The following is a 16,354-nucleotide window of genomic DNA, read 5'->3' as shown; positions in this document are numbered from 1 at the left end:
ATGGTGACCGAGTCACGATCGAATAAAGAAGAAGATCTAACTGGGCAAGATCGTTTTGCATGGAATTTAATTGTGAGTTGGAGTAGCCAGCTTGTCCTTGTTTTTTCTGGTTTTATTATGCCTAGACTCGTGGATGATAAAGTTGGACAAGTCGCATTAGGTGTCTGGGATTTTGGTTGGTCTTTTGTTAGTTACTTAAGTCTAGTAGGGCTAGGTATGGGGGCATGCTTTAATCGCTATATTGCAAAACACCGTTCTGCGGGGGAGTTTGTTTTATTAAATAAGGTGGCCAACTCAGCTGTATTTGTACAAGTTATTTTTTCACTTATTACTGTTCTATGCACGGTTTTGTTCTACGTGTTATTACCCCGTTATTTTAGTGATGCATTAAAAGACAATACGACAACAGCGCAATGGGTTGTACTTTTTTTAGGCTTAAGTGTCGCTGTTCGGATGCTCACTGGTTCTGCAAGTGGACTGTTGACGGGATACCACCGTTGGGATATTCATAATACATTACATGCAGGCGACAGCATATTGTCATTAATATTGATGGTTTCTGCACTACATTTAACAGAATTAGGTGTCGTTGGGATGGCGATAGGGTATTTAATTTCGACAACTGTTTTTGAAGTACTTCGTTTTTTTTCTGTGGGAAAAATATGTAAAGAATTTCATTTTGATTTACGTATGGTTAATTGGTCAACGTGCCTAGAAATGTTGATATTTGGTATAAAAAGTATGCTGTCCAATATTCCTCCCATCATTCTATTACAAACGATTAGCATAATGCTGGTTAGTGTCTCTGGACCAGCTGCTTTAGCTATTTTTGCAAGGTCTATGGCATTAACTAAGCAAATTACCACGTTCATGACTAAGTTTACCTTAATGTTAACTCCGACTACAGGATCCATGCTTGGAACCGGTGATATTAAAGCAATTAAGTCTCTTTTTATTAATACCACGGCACTTTGTTTTGCATTTACGTTGCCGAGTTTAGGTTTTTTATTTATCTATGGGGATGTGATTTTACAATATTGGATGGGCAATGATTATGCGCAATGGCCGTTGATCATGATTTTAGCTGCTGGACAGTTGCTACCTATGGGGCAGGATACCTCAATCCGAATACTAATGGGGATGAATCGACATGGTGCAATTTCTATCGCTGCTTGCATAGCAGTATTTGTTATCTTTGTTATCGGCCTGCTTTGGACTGGTCTTGATAACTGGAGACTGACTACTGCTGCTATATTATTTGTTGTGCCCATGAATATTGTTTATGGCTTTATTATCCCTATTTATACATGCCGACAATTAAAGCTACCATGGTTAAATTATGTCTATTGTGGTTTTATCAAGCCCGCTATATATAGCACCCCATTTTTAGGATTTCTTTGTTGGTCGCGTCAAGCCTTTGATTCGGATGATAACAGCACTGCATTAGTCACTCTTTTCTTCGCTGTCATTGTCACGAGTATTATTTATTTCATATTTTTAGTACCTAAAAATATGCAAAATAAAATTATCTCCCGTTGTAAATTTTAATTATATATTTTGAAATGAAATTACTAATAAGGTTGGTTAAATATGGATGTTAGTTTACGAAAATACCCCTATCCTTATAGAGCCATGCTGTCTATTTGCAGTGATTTAGATGAAACACCGAATAAAGATATCTACTTTGAAACGGCACGATATTTAAATACCAGCGAAGATACCTTACTTGGCAAAGGCGTCGATTTAGAAGTGGGTAATACAATCTATTTTGATATGCCAGATCATAATTTTTCTTATACGAATACGGATGATGACGGACGAGAAAAGATACAAATATTAATTGAATCGGGTCATATAGATTGTTTGCATTCGTTTGGCGACTTTGTCGAGTCACGAAAACGCATCGAGCAGTGTTGGTCAGAGATACAAAAAAGGAAACGAAAAATTGAGGTGTGGATCGATCATGCGCAAGCACCGACGAATTTAGATAATGACATTATGCGGGGCCGCGGCGCGATAAAAGAGGCGGATGCTTTTCATGCAGATCTTACTGTGCAAACAGGTGCATTACCTTTTATCTGGAAAGGGCGGGTGACGAGTGTCGTCGCGCAAAATGTAAAACGCCGTTATGCTAGCCTTTTTAATAAAAATGAAATTATAAAGTCTAGTAAAACTATGCTATTAGAGTTTACCAAAGGTTGGTTAGCACGCTTTGGTAGTAAAAAATATGCAATGCATAAAGATAATAAAGTATTACGAAGAACACCGTTATTAGATGGAACTAACGTCATAGAGTTTATGCGTTGTAACCCTTCTTGGGGTGGTGTTTCTGTTTTTGACTCTGCACGCGGTATTGATCAGGTATTAACGAAATCAGTGCTAGACACCTTAGTTAAAAATAAAGGTTGTAGTGTTCTTTATAGTCATTTAGGTAAAGTTTTTAGTAAAGAAGTACCGTTTCAAGATAAAACCCGAACTGCTTTTGAGTTGTTAGCAAGTTATCAACATAATAAACAGATATTAATAGCAACAACGAGACGTTTGTTAGGGTATTGTCGTACAGTCGATGAACTGGATTTTTTAGTTAAAACAGTCGGTAAGGAAACACATATCTATCTTTCTACCGCTTATGATGGAGACGATATTCACGGTTTAACTTGGTATGTCGAGAAACCAAAGCAAGTCCGATTATACATAAACGAGCAGTTATTGGATGGGGTAATCATTAATCCTGCGGATATGAATAATCGGCTTAGTATCTCAATTCCTTGGGAGAGACTAGCGTTCCCTTCTTTAAAGAATCAACAACCATGATGACTAAAAGTGTACGCAATAAAGACGTTACTATTGTACAGCATGCTTACCGTTGGGTTCTAAGGGGCGTTTTGATTTGTTATCGTTTTTTTATGCTGTTAGTTAAGATAATACCGAAACGAAAACATAAAGAAAATAGTCAGATTAATATTTTGGTGACAGGGACATTTTATTCAGATCACTGGTTAATCACACATTTACGGCCCATGGCAAATGCGAAAAACTGTCAAAAATTAACGATGGTTGCAACTTCTACCGTACCTGCAATGAATAAAGTATCTGCTGCTTATGCGCCTAGGTGGTTACAGCAAGCAACGGGTAAAGTAGGTTCTAGGCTATTATATTTTTGTTGGTTAGCAATTAAAGAACGGCCAGATGTACTCGTTGGATTTCATCTGTTACTAAATGGTTTGTTTGTTGCGTTACTGGCTAAATTGATGGGTGCAAAATCAGTTTATATTTGTGGTGGAGGGCCTAGAGAGGTTGCTGGCGGTGGTATAGCAACTGAAAATAGAATATTTAGTCGAATCGGCCAGGCTGATTATTTTATTGAGGCACAACTATTGAAAGCAGTTAATGAAATGGATTTAGTTGTATCAATGGGAACGAGTGCAATTAAATACTTTAAAAACAAAAGCGTTAACACTGAGTTTGAGATTGTGCCTGGCGGCTTTGATGACGAAGTATTCACGCCCAACGTTGAACGAAAAAAAGAGTATGATCTTATTCTTATTGGCCGCCTTTCAGAAGTAAAGCGGGTGGACCGACTTCTACATGCGATTAAACTTGCGAAGGAAAAATTACCTAAATTAAATGCTGTTATTGTCGGTGACGGACCAGATAAAAAAGATCTAGAGGAATTAGCTATGCAATTAGGTATTGCTGATGATATCGATTTTGTCGGATTGCAAAATAATGTCCATGTGTGGTTACAAAAATCGAGATGCTTTGTGCTTACTTCAGATTCTGAAGGTCTCTCTCAGGCGTTAATTCAAGCCATGATGACAGGATTGCCCGCAATTACATCAGATGTGGGTGATTTAAGTGATCTTATCAAAAAAGGATATAACGGGTATTTAGTTTCAGAGTTAAACCCTGAAAAATTTTCAACAATATTTATTCAATTATTTAAAGATATGTCATTGTTAGAAGAGTTATCTAATAATGCATTGAATAGTACTAAGCCATTTTCAATTATTCAAGTTCAAGGTCATTGGCAGAGTATATTTGATAAATTTTTGAATAGTAGGGTTATCTAATGATTAGGATTACATTATTAACATTACTAGTCGCTTATTTGTCTGTTTATGCATGGAAAGATTGGTTCCGCGCTACTTGTTGGTTAGTTTTACTGATGGCGGTATTTCAACATCCTGATATGCCAAAATCTATAGCAGGAATTCCTGGTCTAAATCATTGGAATTTTTTATTTTTAAATACAGTTTTATCTTGGCTTTCGAATCGAAAAAAAGAGAAGTTAACTTGGGAAATGTCACAACTTATTAATATCTTGTTATTGATATATGGTCTTTTTATTTTAATCAGCGTGATTAGATATTTATATGACTATAGCGGCTTAATTGAATTGTTTGAAATAATGGGTGTAGCTCCTCCACAGCCTATAAATGATATCAATGAATATTTTATAAATTGTTTAAAATGGGTATTGCCTGGCATTATTATTTTTGATGGTTGCCGCAGTCCTAAACAATATAATTTTGCCGTAGGCTCTTTAATTTTAATGTTAATATTATTGGCATTGCAAGTGATAAAAATGATGAAATTAGGGTCGCTTACCTTGGGTGGAGATGCTCTGCAGTATAAGGCGCTTAAAATAATATCAAATGATGTCGGCTTTCATCGTGTAAATATATCGATGATGATGAGTGGTGCTTTTTGGGCCATTTTTTCTATGAAAGAGTTAGTTAGCACTAAGTATTATTGGTTACTGATTTTGCCTGGTTGTTTTATTGTATTCCTTGCTATGGCTTTAACCGGAGGGCGAACTGGTTATGGTACTTGGGCTATTCTCGGGTTTTTTTATTGCGTGTTTAAATGGCGGAAATATATTTTATTAGCACCGCTAGTTTTTTTAGCTGTAATAATGTTTGCCCCTTCTACGATTGATCGTCTTAGCTTCGGTTTTTCATCTGAACAGTCTACTGAAACACAAAATATAGACTTTGAAGAAGGTGGCGTGGATATTTATTCTGTGACGTCTGGACGAAATTTGGCGTGGCCACTTGTTTGGGAGTCAATTAAAGAAGCGCCATTTTTTGGTTATGGGCGAGAGGCTATGGCGAATATAGGTATCACACTGAGAATGAGGCTCGAATATGGTGAGTATGATACCTTCGCTCATCCTCACAATGCCTATTTGCAATGGGTTCTAGACAATGGCGTTGTCGGTGCTATTCCTGTGTTTTTATTATATTTTCTATTATTAAAGTATTCTTGGAGTCTTTTTCGTGATCGAACTGAAAATATATATGTCGCTACGGGTGGACTCTCATTCGCGTTATTACTGGCTTTTTTGATTGCCTCGATAGGAAGTCAAAGTTTTTATCCGAGAGAAGGTTCTGTGGCAATGTGGGTGGGGATAGGCATTTTGCTTCGAGTGTATATTGAGCGCAACAAAAAACGTTTAGGAAAAAATAGCACTCTTATTGATGGTTAACATTACTTTAAAATATTAGCTGTAATTCCCGTCAACACTTTAATAAGCTGGGTAATCAATTATTAAGGATCTAATGTTTTGATGGAAATGCCTGAAGGCGCCTTAGGCGTGTCGTCCCTACCTATGTATTCATACGCGCCAATATCCCATTCTCCATCATGTGGACGATTATTACCAAGTATATCTGTGGTTATCTCCTTGCCGTAAAGATTTTTAAAAACAGCGTAAGAACTGGAAAGAATACCAGTATTTATTGCAGGAGAACCTAACGTTAGGGTGTGACCATCTTTATAAAAAGATGGGTTCTGGGTTACACAACTGTTTACGCTATCATTACATTTTCCTGATAATACGAGTGTTGCGAGTTCGGTGTGTATTAGACCATCCACATAAATCCGAATAGGGTTATAAAACAAACTATTTTCAATATCTGAATTAGCCACAGCAATATCATCACCCTTCAAGATAATTGCGTATGCATTGTTACCTGAGAATTCGCCATTGCGTAGATTTGCTATTATATTCCCTGTAATATCAACTTCGAATCCAGGAAGTGTTTGATACGCAATACCATGAACTGCATCAGTAATGGTGTTATTACTAATGTATGTATTTCCCGTATTGTACGCCATGAATCCTACCCCTGATTGATAGGTTGATATATCGGGATGTTTTTCTCCTGAGATTTCCCTCATCCCATGAATGTTATTGCCGATAACGTGTAGCTCACTGGCTCCTGAAGAATTTATTCCGTAAACACATTCTGATATATTATTATTAATAAACCAGATTCTATTGGGTTCATAATGAACCACCATACAAGATCCTTGTGAGGATGATGAACTCTCTATATTAGAGCAAGTATTCTGACTAATGATTACATCATTTGCTTGCTTAATGTCTACACAATTTTCACCTTCATCATAGCTAGTATTCCCTCCATAATAGAAGTGGTGACTATCAACGCCGCTATGGGAATATTGAACTCCATCTCCACCATTGTGGTGTGTCGTGTTATACAAATGCCATACATCATTAATATAACTACCAGTTGTCAATGCATGCCGATCATTTTCAGCAGCGATTTCCGAATCACCCATATACGATATCGTATTCTTATATGCGATGAAGCCTTCAAATTGTAATCCAGACAATCCATTTGCGTTAATGCCGGTAGTGCCAACACTAAAAGAACCGGAACCTGTTATAACAGTATTACGTACCATTATATGATCTGTTTGTCTATCCTGATAAGGTCGGGCTGAAATCCCTTTATCACCTTCAATATTGAATCCATCTAGATATAAATATGTTCCAGATAGTACAAGATGCATTTTTATCAGATTATCTTTTGCACCTATGACCCATACAGGTTTAGATTTAGTGCCTTCTGAGTGGAGATAAGCCGTGTTTGTATAAGTATATGGTCCTCCGTGTACCTCTACATACGAGCCTGATGGAAGTAATGAAGGAAAAGAGCATCTTGGTTCGGTAATTGTTCCATATGTAACTTTTGCAGAACACTTAGAATCAGATCCATTAATATAATACATGTTAGTGATCTCGGATGTCCAAGGTGAAGGAGATAAAGGGGCTGCAATATCAGGGGAAATCCACGCATCAGGAATACCTACCGGATAGTTAAACGCCCAAACGGCGCTAGTTTTTGAAAGTATTATTATGAATATACAATATGTTACGTATCTTAATGAACTATTCATGTTTACTCCGTGTGGAAATAACTTATGTTTAGTAATAGATAAATTGATTATTCCTATAATATATTGCATTTATGTTGTATTTGATAAGTATGTTTATTATAAGCCAAAATGAGATAAATCCCAGTTTAAAGCCTAAAATTGAAGCGTTAGCTATAGAGGTTTGAATATTTAGATTAGATGCTTCTGCAGTTCACTCAGGTATAACCTAAACTAATTGTAATAAGCCTAGAACTATTTTAAAGGGCTTTTGATGAAGGTTCCAGAAGCAAGCTTTCCCGTATAACAGCTTTTTGTGTCGTTTAAATCCTTCTATTAGTGATTTAGCCGGGCAGGAGGTCGTTGAGCAGGTTGGCTTTAAAATAAAGTTGCACCGTTATAGTTTCAGTATCTGTTGAACGGTTTACTTCTGTTAAGCACTCACATGTTCGCCATTCATGGAGGAGTGATGAAAAGTAATAATTTTTTTAAATCTATAGTATTGCACTGTTTAGATAAGCTGGGGATCTTATCATTTTGGCATTATAAAAATAGGCATAAAATTTGTGTTTTGATGCTACATGGAGTAATGAAAAGGCACTCAAAAAGTGCTTGGGATCCACTGCGTTCACAGCTTTCTCCCGATGAATTTAAACGTACTTTGAGTATTTTGTCTGGTTACTATCAATTTATTAATATTGAGCAAGCGGTTGATATATTAGCAGGGAAAGCCCCGTTAATTGATAATGCGATGCTCATTACTTTTGACGATGGTTACCGTAATAATATTGATTATGCCTTACCAATTTGTGAATTATTTGGTATTAAGCCTGTTTTATTTGTTGTCACTGGGCATATTGATTCTGGGCTGCCTTTTTGGTTTGATCGGTTAGATTACGCACTACAACAAAATATGGGGGGAAAGATCACCCTTGAATATAAAAAACAAAAGTATCACTTTGATGCAACTTCTCGTGGCGTTTTGCAGAAGAGTTACAAAAATTTTAGGGATTATTGTAAACATAATTTTACTGACGAGATTCAAATGAATGAGCTATTTAATGGGCTTTCTGAAATACTTGAACAACAGTCTGGTAGGGCTCTTTCTGATATCTGTGCAAATGATGATTGGTCCGCTATTGCTACATGGGCCCAGCTTCAAGAAGTGGTAGTGCAAGGACGACTCGACGTTGCAAGCCACACCGTTGACCATTTCCGTTTAGAAAGATTGTCGGAAATACAAATGTCACCACAAGTGAAATCATCGAAAGATCATATAGAACAAGAGATTGCGGTGAAGTGTCAATATTTTTGTTATCCTAATGGTAGCTATAATCAGTTAGCGATTAAACTAATAAAAGAAAGTGGTTATCGTGCTGCTTTTTCAACTGATCTTGGTTTGTGTAAATCAAAGGATGATTTAATGAATTTAAAACGCCTAGATTTCCCTTCAAATAAAACAGAATCTGAGATTCTTTACCTGCTTAATCTTTAAGTATTTATCACAGTTAGAAGAACTCGCTATCGCTGTAAATATATTAATTATCACTTACTAAACGCAAGGTTAAAATGTCATGGTTAATATTTGTCTTGTTGCACATTTTGCATATGGCGCGGTAACGGGGGGCGATCAGGGATCTATCGGTGGAGTTGAAAGACAAACGAGCCTGATGGCAAAATGGTTAGTGAAAAAAGGCCATAAAGTCTCCTTATTAACTTGGGTTGAAGGGGGGGGGGATGATGAAATTATTGATGGCGTGCATGTAATTAAAACCTGCCGCCAAGATGCTGGCTTACCTGGTATTCGCTTTTTTCATCCAAGATGGACTAGCTTAATAAGCGCGATGAAACGTGCAGGCGCTGATGTGTATTATCAAAACTGTGGTGAATATATTACCGGACAGGTAGCTATGTGGTGTAAAGCTAATAATAAAAAGTTTTTATATTCATTAGCAAGTGATATGGATGCTGATCCTAGTTTGCCTATCATGAAAACATTAAGAGAGCGTTGGCTTTATAAATATGGTTTGTTAAATGCCAATGAGGTAATTGCACAAACTAAAAAACAAGTTAACTTGTTAAAACATGGTTTCGGTATTGACTCTTCGATGATGCCGATGCCCTGCCTAGGACCCGATGACAGCCAATACTCGCCATTAAAATGGTATACAGGTAAACCAACGATACTCTGGGCTGCACGGATTCACGAATGTAAGCGTTTAGAGATGTTTTTACAAGTAGCTTCTGAATTGCCAGAGTATAATTTTGTTGTCGGAGGGAATCCGGGCAAAGAAGACGCCTATTCACAAGGGTTAATGGATACCATGAGAAAATTGGTAAATGTAACTTATCTGGGCATGGTTGCACGTACAGATATGCCCGAATTATATCATTCCAGTACTGTATTTTGTTGCTCTTCAGAATATGAAGGTTTTCCCAATACTTTTTTGGAAGCTTGGAGCCAAGGTTTACCGATTGTTTCTACGTTTGATCCGGACAATTTAATACAGAAAAGAAAACTTGGGATAAGTGCAACGAGTAAAGATGAATTAATTTCAGGCATTCGAAAGCTTTGTTCTGATCGTGATTTATGGCAAGTATATTCGTCTAATGCGAGAGATTATTATCAAGAGCATCATTCCGTTGATCAGGTGATGGAGCGCTTTGAAACACTATTTAATAATCTAGGGACTAAAATTTAACAGGTCTTTTCATGAAATCAATAAAACTTGCTTTTGTCACTCAATTTCCTCTTGATGTTAATCACCCTTTTGGTGGCGTAGAGGCTGTCAGTGTTAATTTGGTTCATTCACTATCTGCATACACTGAACTGGATATTCAGATTGTTACTCTTTGTACGCAAACAAAGAAAGTAACTCAAAATAGTTGGGGGAAAGTGACTATTCATCGCTTACCTAAACCTAAAGGTAGTGATCTGTTTAATGCCGTGACAAAAAGTAAGGTTTTGGTTGCTGGTTATGTACAATATTTACAACCGGATTTAATTCATGTACATGATACTTACGGTATTATGCTTAATGATTTATCTATTCCAAAAGTGTTTACCGTACATGGTTTTATCTATGAAAATACACTTTTTTCATCTAGTCGGTTTTGCTGGTTGAGATCCAAAATTTGGAAGTTAATTGAACAACGCAGTTGGGCAGCTCAAAAAAATATAATATCTATTAATCCTCATGTACGGGAAAAAGTATCATCTGTTTCTTCTGCAACTATTTACGATATTGCAAATCCAATTTTTGAAGATTTTTTTTCTGTGGAACGGAATGAAGATAAACAGATTATTTTTACATCCTCGGTGATATCACCGTTAAAAAACACACTTATTCTAGTCAAAGCTGCAGATCTACTTATTCGTATAGGGTATGACATTAAGCTTAGAATTGCTGGTGAAATGGTAAATAATGCGTATGCAGAAACGTTAAATAATTATATAAAAGAAAACAACTTGTCTGACAATATTAAATTATTGGGTCGACTATCGGTATCTCAAATAAAAAAAGAGCTTGGTCAGGCTTCGATCTATGCCTTAGCTTCGTTAAGTGAAAATGCACCGATGGGAATCGCAGAGGCAATGGCTGTCGGTGTACCTGTTGTCACTTCTAACCGTTGCGGGATGCCGTATATGGTACGTGATGGTGAAACTGGTTTTTTAATTAATCCTTTGGATGAAAATAATATTGCTAATAAATTTAAAATGATATTGGATGATGTTCAACTAAGATTAACGATGGGGAAAAATGCCAAAGAGTTAGCTTTTTCTCAATACCATGCCCAAAACGTCGCCAAGCGTACATTTTATGTATATCAGGAGTTGATGCTGAATAGTAATAGCGTTCATCTTAATTAGCCGTCCACTGGAATCCTATCATCTGAAGTTATAGTTTTATTTAAATAAAATTTGAGTATTGATTATTATGGCCAATAAAAAACAAAAGTTGATTTTTTTGTCTGCAGCCAGTCATTCAGGAACGACCCTAACCGCTATGTTATTAGGGGCGCACCCAGATTTGTGCTGTGTTGGAGAATTAATGACACCTAGGCTAGGTGAAAAAGAGCGCTATCTGTGTTCGTGCCAAACTATTATTGATGAGTGCTCTTTCTGGAGTGGGATCAGCGATAAGATGGCGAATAAAGGACAAGATTTCAGTATCTCGAATGCCCAGACGGACATTCGTACTGATGCAACGCCATATATGTTGCACTTGTTTAAGCCATTAGTGCGTTCCCCTTTTATTGAATTGCTTAGAGATGGCTTATTATCATTGTCACCAACATGGAGAGAACAATCGCCAAAACTACAACAACGCACTACTGATTATGTTAGCGCCATTATCGAGCAGACTGGATCGCAGGCTGTTGTTGATTCCTCAAAAATTGGAATCCGTCTTAAATATCTGCTTAAGAATGAGGATCTGGATGTAAGGGTTATCTGGGTAATACGCGATGGACGAGGTGTATCGCTTGCTTACAAAAATCCTTCTAAATACGCGGATGCGAAAGACCCTAAACTACGTGGTGGTGGTAGTGGGGAAACTCAAGAACAAGGACGTACTATTTCTGCTGCGGCTAGAGAATGGCTCCGTAGCAATCAGGAATCCGAGGCTTTATTAGCAACCATGGATCAAGATAAATGGATTAAAGTCTATTATGAAGATATTTGTAAAAATACAGGTAATACATTAGATCGAATTTTTGAATTTATCGGTGTTGATCCTACGAAAAAACGATTGGACTTTAAAACTGTTGAGCATCACGTTGTTGGAAATGGTATGCGTTTGGATTCTAGTGAAGTCATCAAACTTGATGAACAGTGGCAGTCGGAATTAACCGCAGAGGAATTAAAAGGATTTTATGGCGTAGCTGGTGACTATCTCAAATCTATGGGTTATTAAGCTTAGGGATGTTGAGTATAATAAAGCACCGAACGTTTTTACGCCCAGTGCTTGATATATCGTTAAGCTGGTATTGAAGTATACTGACTTAACTTTATGGTCTTTTTCTATGTCAGGGGCTAATGGTCTGCCGCAGCACCAGCACCACGAGGGAAGCGCAGATTATCAACCAGTTGTTGAATATGTAATGGTGCATCACCTGTTACTTTGGTAACAATGAAAGCAACTGAGAAGTTAACGATTGCACCTACTACACCAAATGCATTTGGTGAAATACCAAGGAACCAGTTTTCTTCCATGCCACCGAGGAATGATGTACCTGGAATAAACATAATGCCTTTATGTTGGAATACATACAGCATAGTGACACCTAAACCAGAACACATACCTGCAACAGCGGCTTGGCCATTAATTTTCTTCGAGAAGATACCCATCATGAGCGCTGGAAACAGAGATGAACCTGCTAAACCAAAGGCGAGGGCAACTGTTCCCGCGGCAAATCCAGGCGGATTAAGCCCGAGGTAGCCTGCGACAATGACAGCAATTGTCATGACGATACGGCTGGCTTTTAGCTCACTTTTTTCCGATAAATTCGGGATTAATATACCTTTCATTAAATCGTGAGATATCGCTGATGAAATAGCCAATAGCAGACCCGCAGCCGTTGATAGTGCAGCCGCTAAGCCACCTGCGGCAACCAGTGCTATCACCCAGTTTGGTAAATTTGCAATGGCAGGGTTTGCCAGTACCATAATGTCACGGTCAACTTTAACCATTTCATTTTTAACTGGATCCGCAACATATTGGATTTTACCATCACCATTTTTATCTTCAAATTTCAATAAACCTGTTTTTTCCCAGTCTTTAAACCACTGTGGACGTTTTTCATATTCAAGCGGTTGACCAGCCGTTGGCTCAATTGTGTTCATTAAATTAAAACGTGCCATTGCACCTACCGCTGGTGCTACTGTATAAAGTAACGCGATGAATACTAAGGCATAACCTGCGGAAGCACGCGCATCTTTCACTGTTGGTACTGTAAAGAAACGCATAATTACATGGGGTAAACCGGCTGTACCGATCATCAGTGACATGGTGTAAGCAAACATGTTTAATGTGCCACCCATGTTATCAGTGGTATATTCTTTAAACCCAAGGTCGGTAACAACCATATCGATTTTATCGAGTAGATAAACACCGCTACCATCGGCTAGGGTACTACCTAATCCAAGTTGCGGAATCGGATTACCAGTCAGTTGTAATGAAATAAAGACGGCTGGAATGGTATAAGCAAAAATCAATACGCAATATTGCGCGATCTGGGTATAAGTAATCCCTTTCATGCCACCAAGTACCGCATAAACCCATACGACAACCATGCCTATGCCTAAACCCAGGTCATAATCTACTTCAAGGAAACGTGAGAACGCCACGCCAACCCCTTTCATTTGACCGATAATATAGGTTACTGACGCGACAATTAAGCAGACAATAGCAACGATACGTGCTGTTTTTGAATCATAACGGTCGGCAATAAACTCTGGCACAGTAAACTTACCATGTTTACGCATATAGGGAGCAAGTAGGGTCGCAAGGAGTACAAAACCACCGGTCCAACCCATTAAGAAGACAGAACCGCCGTAACCCATGAAGGCAATAAGACCTGCCATCGAAAGGAATGACGCGGCACTCATCCAGTCTGCACCAATCGCCATACCGTTTTGTAATGGTGTAATACCACCACCCGCAGCATAGAAATCACTGGTTGTTTTGGCGCGGGCAAACCAAGCAATGGCAAAATAAATGGCAAATGAACCAAATACGGCGATATAGGTATAGAGTTTTAATTCACTCATTTATTCTTCCTCAACGTTATGTTTTTTGTCCAGTTTATTCATCTGTACTGCATACCAAAATACCAAACCAACAAAGGTATAAATTGAACCTTGTTGCGCGAACCAGAAACCAAGTTTATATCCGCCAAGTCTAAACTCATTCAACTGTTCGACGAATAAAATGCCACAGCCAAATGACACGACAAACCATATAACTAAACACGTTAATATGAGTCGTATATTAGCTTGCCAATAGGCGTTTTCTTGTTCCATATCCTTTCTCCCAAAAAAAACGATTAAATCTTAGTAAGTAAAATTAGATAGTGATTGATTACCTTAATAAGTTGTCCTTAACTTGAATGACAAATTGTTGGTTATCGCAACTAGCATGTTGTAAATCTAGCAACCTTTAAAAATTAACCCTATACAACTTTCGTCTATATATTATTTATGGCATTGACGATTTAGAGGTAGATAGGTTAAAACTGAACATACAAAATAAGTGGTGTAGAACTCGATTAGTGGTTTTTGATTAACGGGTAGGGATTAAAATATGAATGCAGCATTAAACGACATAGTTGATTTTATTAAAACTATTCCTCCTTTTAATTTGTTGAGCGATCAGCATTGTCACCTCATTGCTAAACGGGTTTCAATTGGCTATTACCGAAATCAATCAGAATTAGAAACACTGCGTGATGATCAAGTCATGCTTTATCTGGTTAAAAAGGGCGTTGTGGCTTATTACAACGAAATAAACGAACTTCAGGCTAAGTTTTCTGAGGGCGATTTGTGTAGTGTATTATGCCAAGAAAATATAGATGAATTACAGATAACCTTGCTAATTGAAGAAGATAGTTTGATCTACTCCATTGATTTTAAAGCATTGCAGGAATTACTGATTGATTACCCTAATGCGTTACAATTTTTATTACAAACGGCTCCCCAGCGTTTACAGGATAAAATGGGGGCGGTAAGTGAATCTGCATTGATAGCGTCTAGTCTAACCAATGCGCCAATTATGGATTATTACAATAGTCCTGCCATTACGATATCAAGCCAAGCAAGTATTCAAAATGTTGCAAAATACATGACAGAAAAGAATGTATCTTGTCTGGTTATTATGGCTAATGGCAGCCCAGCGGGGATAGTGACAGATAAAGATATACGACGACGTTGTGTTGCTACAGGACTGAGTAGTCAAGGTCCGGTGACAGAAATTATGACTGATAAAATGGCGACAATTGATATCAACCTGTGTGGACATGACGCTTTAGCATTGATGATAAGCCAGCGAATTCATCATTTGCCAGTGACAAATCATGGGGTGTTAGTTGGGATGCTAACGGCAACGGATTTAATGAATCAAGAAGGTCATCATGCCGTAAATTTAAGTTCTGTGATCCATAAAGCCAGTTCTGTCGCTGCCTTGGTTGAACTTAGTTCGATGTTACCTAAACTACAGGTAAGCATGGCGAAACTGGGTGCTAGCGCAGATTATTTAGGTAAAAATATCAGTGCGCTGACGATGGCTTTTACTATCCGCTTGATTGAATTAGCAGAGCAAAAATTAGGGGGCGCTCCGGTAAGTTATGCTTGGTTGTGTACGGGATCACAAGCACGGCAAGAACAACTTGTTTATTCCGATCAAGATAATGCGTTAATCATTGCTGATCATGCTACGCCTGAACAAGAAGGCTGGTTTAAAGCTTTCGCTCATTTTATTTGTGATGGCTTGGCGGCCTGCGGTTATATTTATTGTCCGGGTAATATTATGGCGACTAATCAGCAGTGGCGACAAAAAAAGCAAGTGTGGCAGCGGTATTTTACGGATTGGGTAACAGAGCCTGATCCACAGGCGTTGTTAAATAGTAGCGTATTCTTTGATCTTACAACTGTGTATGGCGATAGTTCGTTATTGCAAGATGTTCGTCGTAATATGCTCATACAAACCCAAAAGAACACTTTATTTTTAGCGTATTTATCGCGTAATGCATTATTACAAAAGCCGCCATTAGGTTTCTTTCGTGATTTTGTACTTATTCATGATGGCAATAATAAAAAAGGTCTCGACCTGAAACATAACGGTCTTGCTCCGATTATTAATTTGGCTCGTATTTATGCACTTGCTGAGGGCATTGAAGATGTAAATACGATTATGCGATTAAAATTGGCGGCGGGTACGCCATCATTAAGTCGAACCGAGTCTGCTAACTTAATTGATGCGTTTGAATTGTTAGGTATGTTACGCGCAGAGCATCAAGCCAAGCAGATTGCAAGAGGTGAGAAGGCTGATAGCTATTTGTTACCAAAAGAGATATCTCGGTTAGAACGTGAACATTTAAAAGATGCGTTTAAAGTCGTTAAAGCAATGCAAAATTATCGTCAAATGGTTTAGCAGTAGGTCAACCAATA

The 16,354-nt window shown here is 37.9% G+C and carries 12 protein-coding genes; 9 read left to right on the top strand and 3 right to left on the bottom strand.

Annotated elements, in window-relative coordinates; all coding sequences use genetic code 11:
* Genes AKG98_RS06980 through AKG98_RS06965 form a run of 4 tightly spaced genes read left to right on the top strand, consistent with a single transcriptional unit; the run spans position 1 to position 5,491 of the window.
* Positions 1 to 1,548 (top strand): lipopolysaccharide biosynthesis protein, encoded by a 1,548-nt coding sequence (locus tag AKG98_RS06980; protein WP_067043408.1) that lies wholly within the window; start codon positions 1 to 3, stop codon positions 1,546 to 1,548.
* 42 nt (positions 1,549 to 1,590) lie between these two features.
* Positions 1,591 to 2,814: a hypothetical protein gene (locus AKG98_RS06975; protein WP_067043405.1), complete on the top strand. Its 1,224-nt coding sequence runs from the start codon at positions 1,591 to 1,593 to the stop codon at positions 2,812 to 2,814.
* A complete protein-coding gene (locus AKG98_RS06970) occupies positions 2,811 to 4,073 on the top strand; it encodes a glycosyltransferase family 4 protein (protein ID WP_067043402.1) in 1,263 nt (420 codons plus the stop codon). The genes AKG98_RS06975 and AKG98_RS06970 overlap by 4 nt, the downstream gene beginning before the upstream one ends.
* Positions 4,073 to 5,491 carry an O-antigen ligase gene (locus AKG98_RS06965; protein WP_067043399.1) on the top strand — a complete coding sequence of 473 codons (1,419 nt, stop codon included), beginning with the start codon at positions 4,073 to 4,075 and terminating at the stop codon, positions 5,489 to 5,491. The genes AKG98_RS06970 and AKG98_RS06965 overlap by 1 nt, the downstream gene beginning before the upstream one ends.
* 62 nt (positions 5,492 to 5,553) lie before the next feature.
* Here AKG98_RS06965 and AKG98_RS06960 read toward each other — a convergent pair whose 3' ends face one another.
* Positions 5,554 to 7,212 (bottom strand): choice-of-anchor Q domain-containing protein, encoded by a 1,659-nt coding sequence (locus tag AKG98_RS06960; protein ID WP_067043396.1) that lies wholly within the window; start codon positions 7,210 to 7,212, stop codon positions 5,554 to 5,556.
* Between the two features lie 445 nt (positions 7,213 to 7,657).
* Here AKG98_RS06960 and AKG98_RS06955 point away from each other — a divergent pair, with 445 nt between their 5' ends.
* The 4 genes from AKG98_RS06955 to AKG98_RS06940 all read left to right on the top strand — a co-directional run bounded on the left by AKG98_RS06955 (position 7,658) and on the right by AKG98_RS06940 (position 12,104).
* Entirely contained in the window at positions 7,658 to 8,683 is a 1,026-nt protein-coding gene (locus AKG98_RS06955; protein ID WP_228140233.1) for a polysaccharide deacetylase family protein, read from the top strand.
* Between the two features lie 79 nt (positions 8,684 to 8,762).
* The gene (locus AKG98_RS06950; protein WP_067043393.1) at positions 8,763 to 9,890 is read left to right on the top strand and encodes a glycosyltransferase family 4 protein; all 1,128 of its coding nucleotides are present in this window, start codon (positions 8,763 to 8,765) and stop codon (positions 9,888 to 9,890) included.
* 11 nt (positions 9,891 to 9,901) lie between these two features.
* A complete protein-coding gene (locus tag AKG98_RS06945) occupies positions 9,902 to 11,059 on the top strand; it encodes a glycosyltransferase family 4 protein (RefSeq protein ID WP_067043390.1) in 1,158 nt (385 codons plus the stop codon).
* 67 nt (positions 11,060 to 11,126) lie between these two features.
* The gene (locus tag AKG98_RS06940; protein WP_067043387.1) at positions 11,127 to 12,104 is read left to right on the top strand and encodes a sulfotransferase; all 978 of its coding nucleotides are present in this window, start codon (positions 11,127 to 11,129) and stop codon (positions 12,102 to 12,104) included.
* Positions 12,105 to 12,223: 119 nt separating this feature from the next.
* Here AKG98_RS06940 and AKG98_RS06935 read toward each other — a convergent pair whose 3' ends face one another.
* Both AKG98_RS06935 and AKG98_RS06930 read right to left on the bottom strand, forming a co-directional pair.
* Positions 12,224 to 13,960 (bottom strand): sodium:solute symporter family protein, encoded by a 1,737-nt coding sequence (locus AKG98_RS06935; RefSeq protein WP_067043384.1) that lies wholly within the window; start codon positions 13,958 to 13,960, stop codon positions 12,224 to 12,226.
* A complete protein-coding gene (locus AKG98_RS06930; protein ID WP_045110219.1) occupies positions 13,961 to 14,212 on the bottom strand; it encodes a DUF4212 domain-containing protein in 252 nt (83 codons plus the stop codon).
* Positions 14,213 to 14,492: 280 nt separating this feature from the next.
* On the opposite strand from AKG98_RS06930, the gene AKG98_RS06925 reads away from it, so the two are divergent.
* On the top strand, positions 14,493 to 16,337 hold the full coding sequence (locus AKG98_RS06925; protein ID WP_067043381.1) for a DUF294 nucleotidyltransferase-like domain-containing protein: 1,845 nt from the start codon (positions 14,493 to 14,495) through the stop codon (positions 16,335 to 16,337).
* The last annotated feature ends 17 nt before the right edge of the window (positions 16,338 to 16,354 follow it).

The sequence above is a fragment of the Moritella sp. JT01 genome (assembly GCF_001574435.1).
Lineage (GTDB): Bacteria > Pseudomonadota > Gammaproteobacteria > Enterobacterales > Moritellaceae > Moritella.
The sequence above is the reverse complement of the archived record's forward strand: the minus strand, read 5'-3'. Positions and strand labels throughout refer to the sequence as shown.

Bases quoted from the DNA above. Each gene is read 5' to 3' on its own strand.
- AKG98_RS06980 (WP_067043408.1), top strand. From the start codon at position 1: ATGGTGACCGAGTCACGATCGAATAAAGAAGAAGATCTAACTGGGCAA.
- AKG98_RS06975 (WP_067043405.1), top strand. From the start codon at position 1,591: ATGGATGTTAGTTTACGAAAATACCCCTATCCTTATAGAGCCATGCTG.
- AKG98_RS06970 (WP_067043402.1), top strand. From the start codon at position 2,811: ATGATGACTAAAAGTGTACGCAATAAAGACGTTACTATTGTACAGCAT.
- AKG98_RS06965 (WP_067043399.1), top strand. From the start codon at position 4,073: ATGATTAGGATTACATTATTAACATTACTAGTCGCTTATTTGTCTGTT.
- AKG98_RS06960 (WP_067043396.1), bottom strand. From the start codon at position 7,212: ATGAATAGTTCATTAAGATACGTAACATATTGTATATTCATAATAATA.
- AKG98_RS06955 (WP_228140233.1), top strand. From the start codon at position 7,658: ATGAAAAGTAATAATTTTTTTAAATCTATAGTATTGCACTGTTTAGAT.
- AKG98_RS06950 (WP_067043393.1), top strand. From the start codon at position 8,763: ATGGTTAATATTTGTCTTGTTGCACATTTTGCATATGGCGCGGTAACG.
- AKG98_RS06945 (WP_067043390.1), top strand. From the start codon at position 9,902: ATGAAATCAATAAAACTTGCTTTTGTCACTCAATTTCCTCTTGATGTT.
- AKG98_RS06940 (WP_067043387.1), top strand. From the start codon at position 11,127: ATGGCCAATAAAAAACAAAAGTTGATTTTTTTGTCTGCAGCCAGTCAT.
- AKG98_RS06935 (WP_067043384.1), bottom strand. From the start codon at position 13,960: ATGAGTGAATTAAAACTCTATACCTATATCGCCGTATTTGGTTCATTT.
- AKG98_RS06930 (WP_045110219.1), bottom strand. From the start codon at position 14,212: ATGGAACAAGAAAACGCCTATTGGCAAGCTAATATACGACTCATATTA.
- AKG98_RS06925 (WP_067043381.1), top strand. From the start codon at position 14,493: ATGAATGCAGCATTAAACGACATAGTTGATTTTATTAAAACTATTCCT.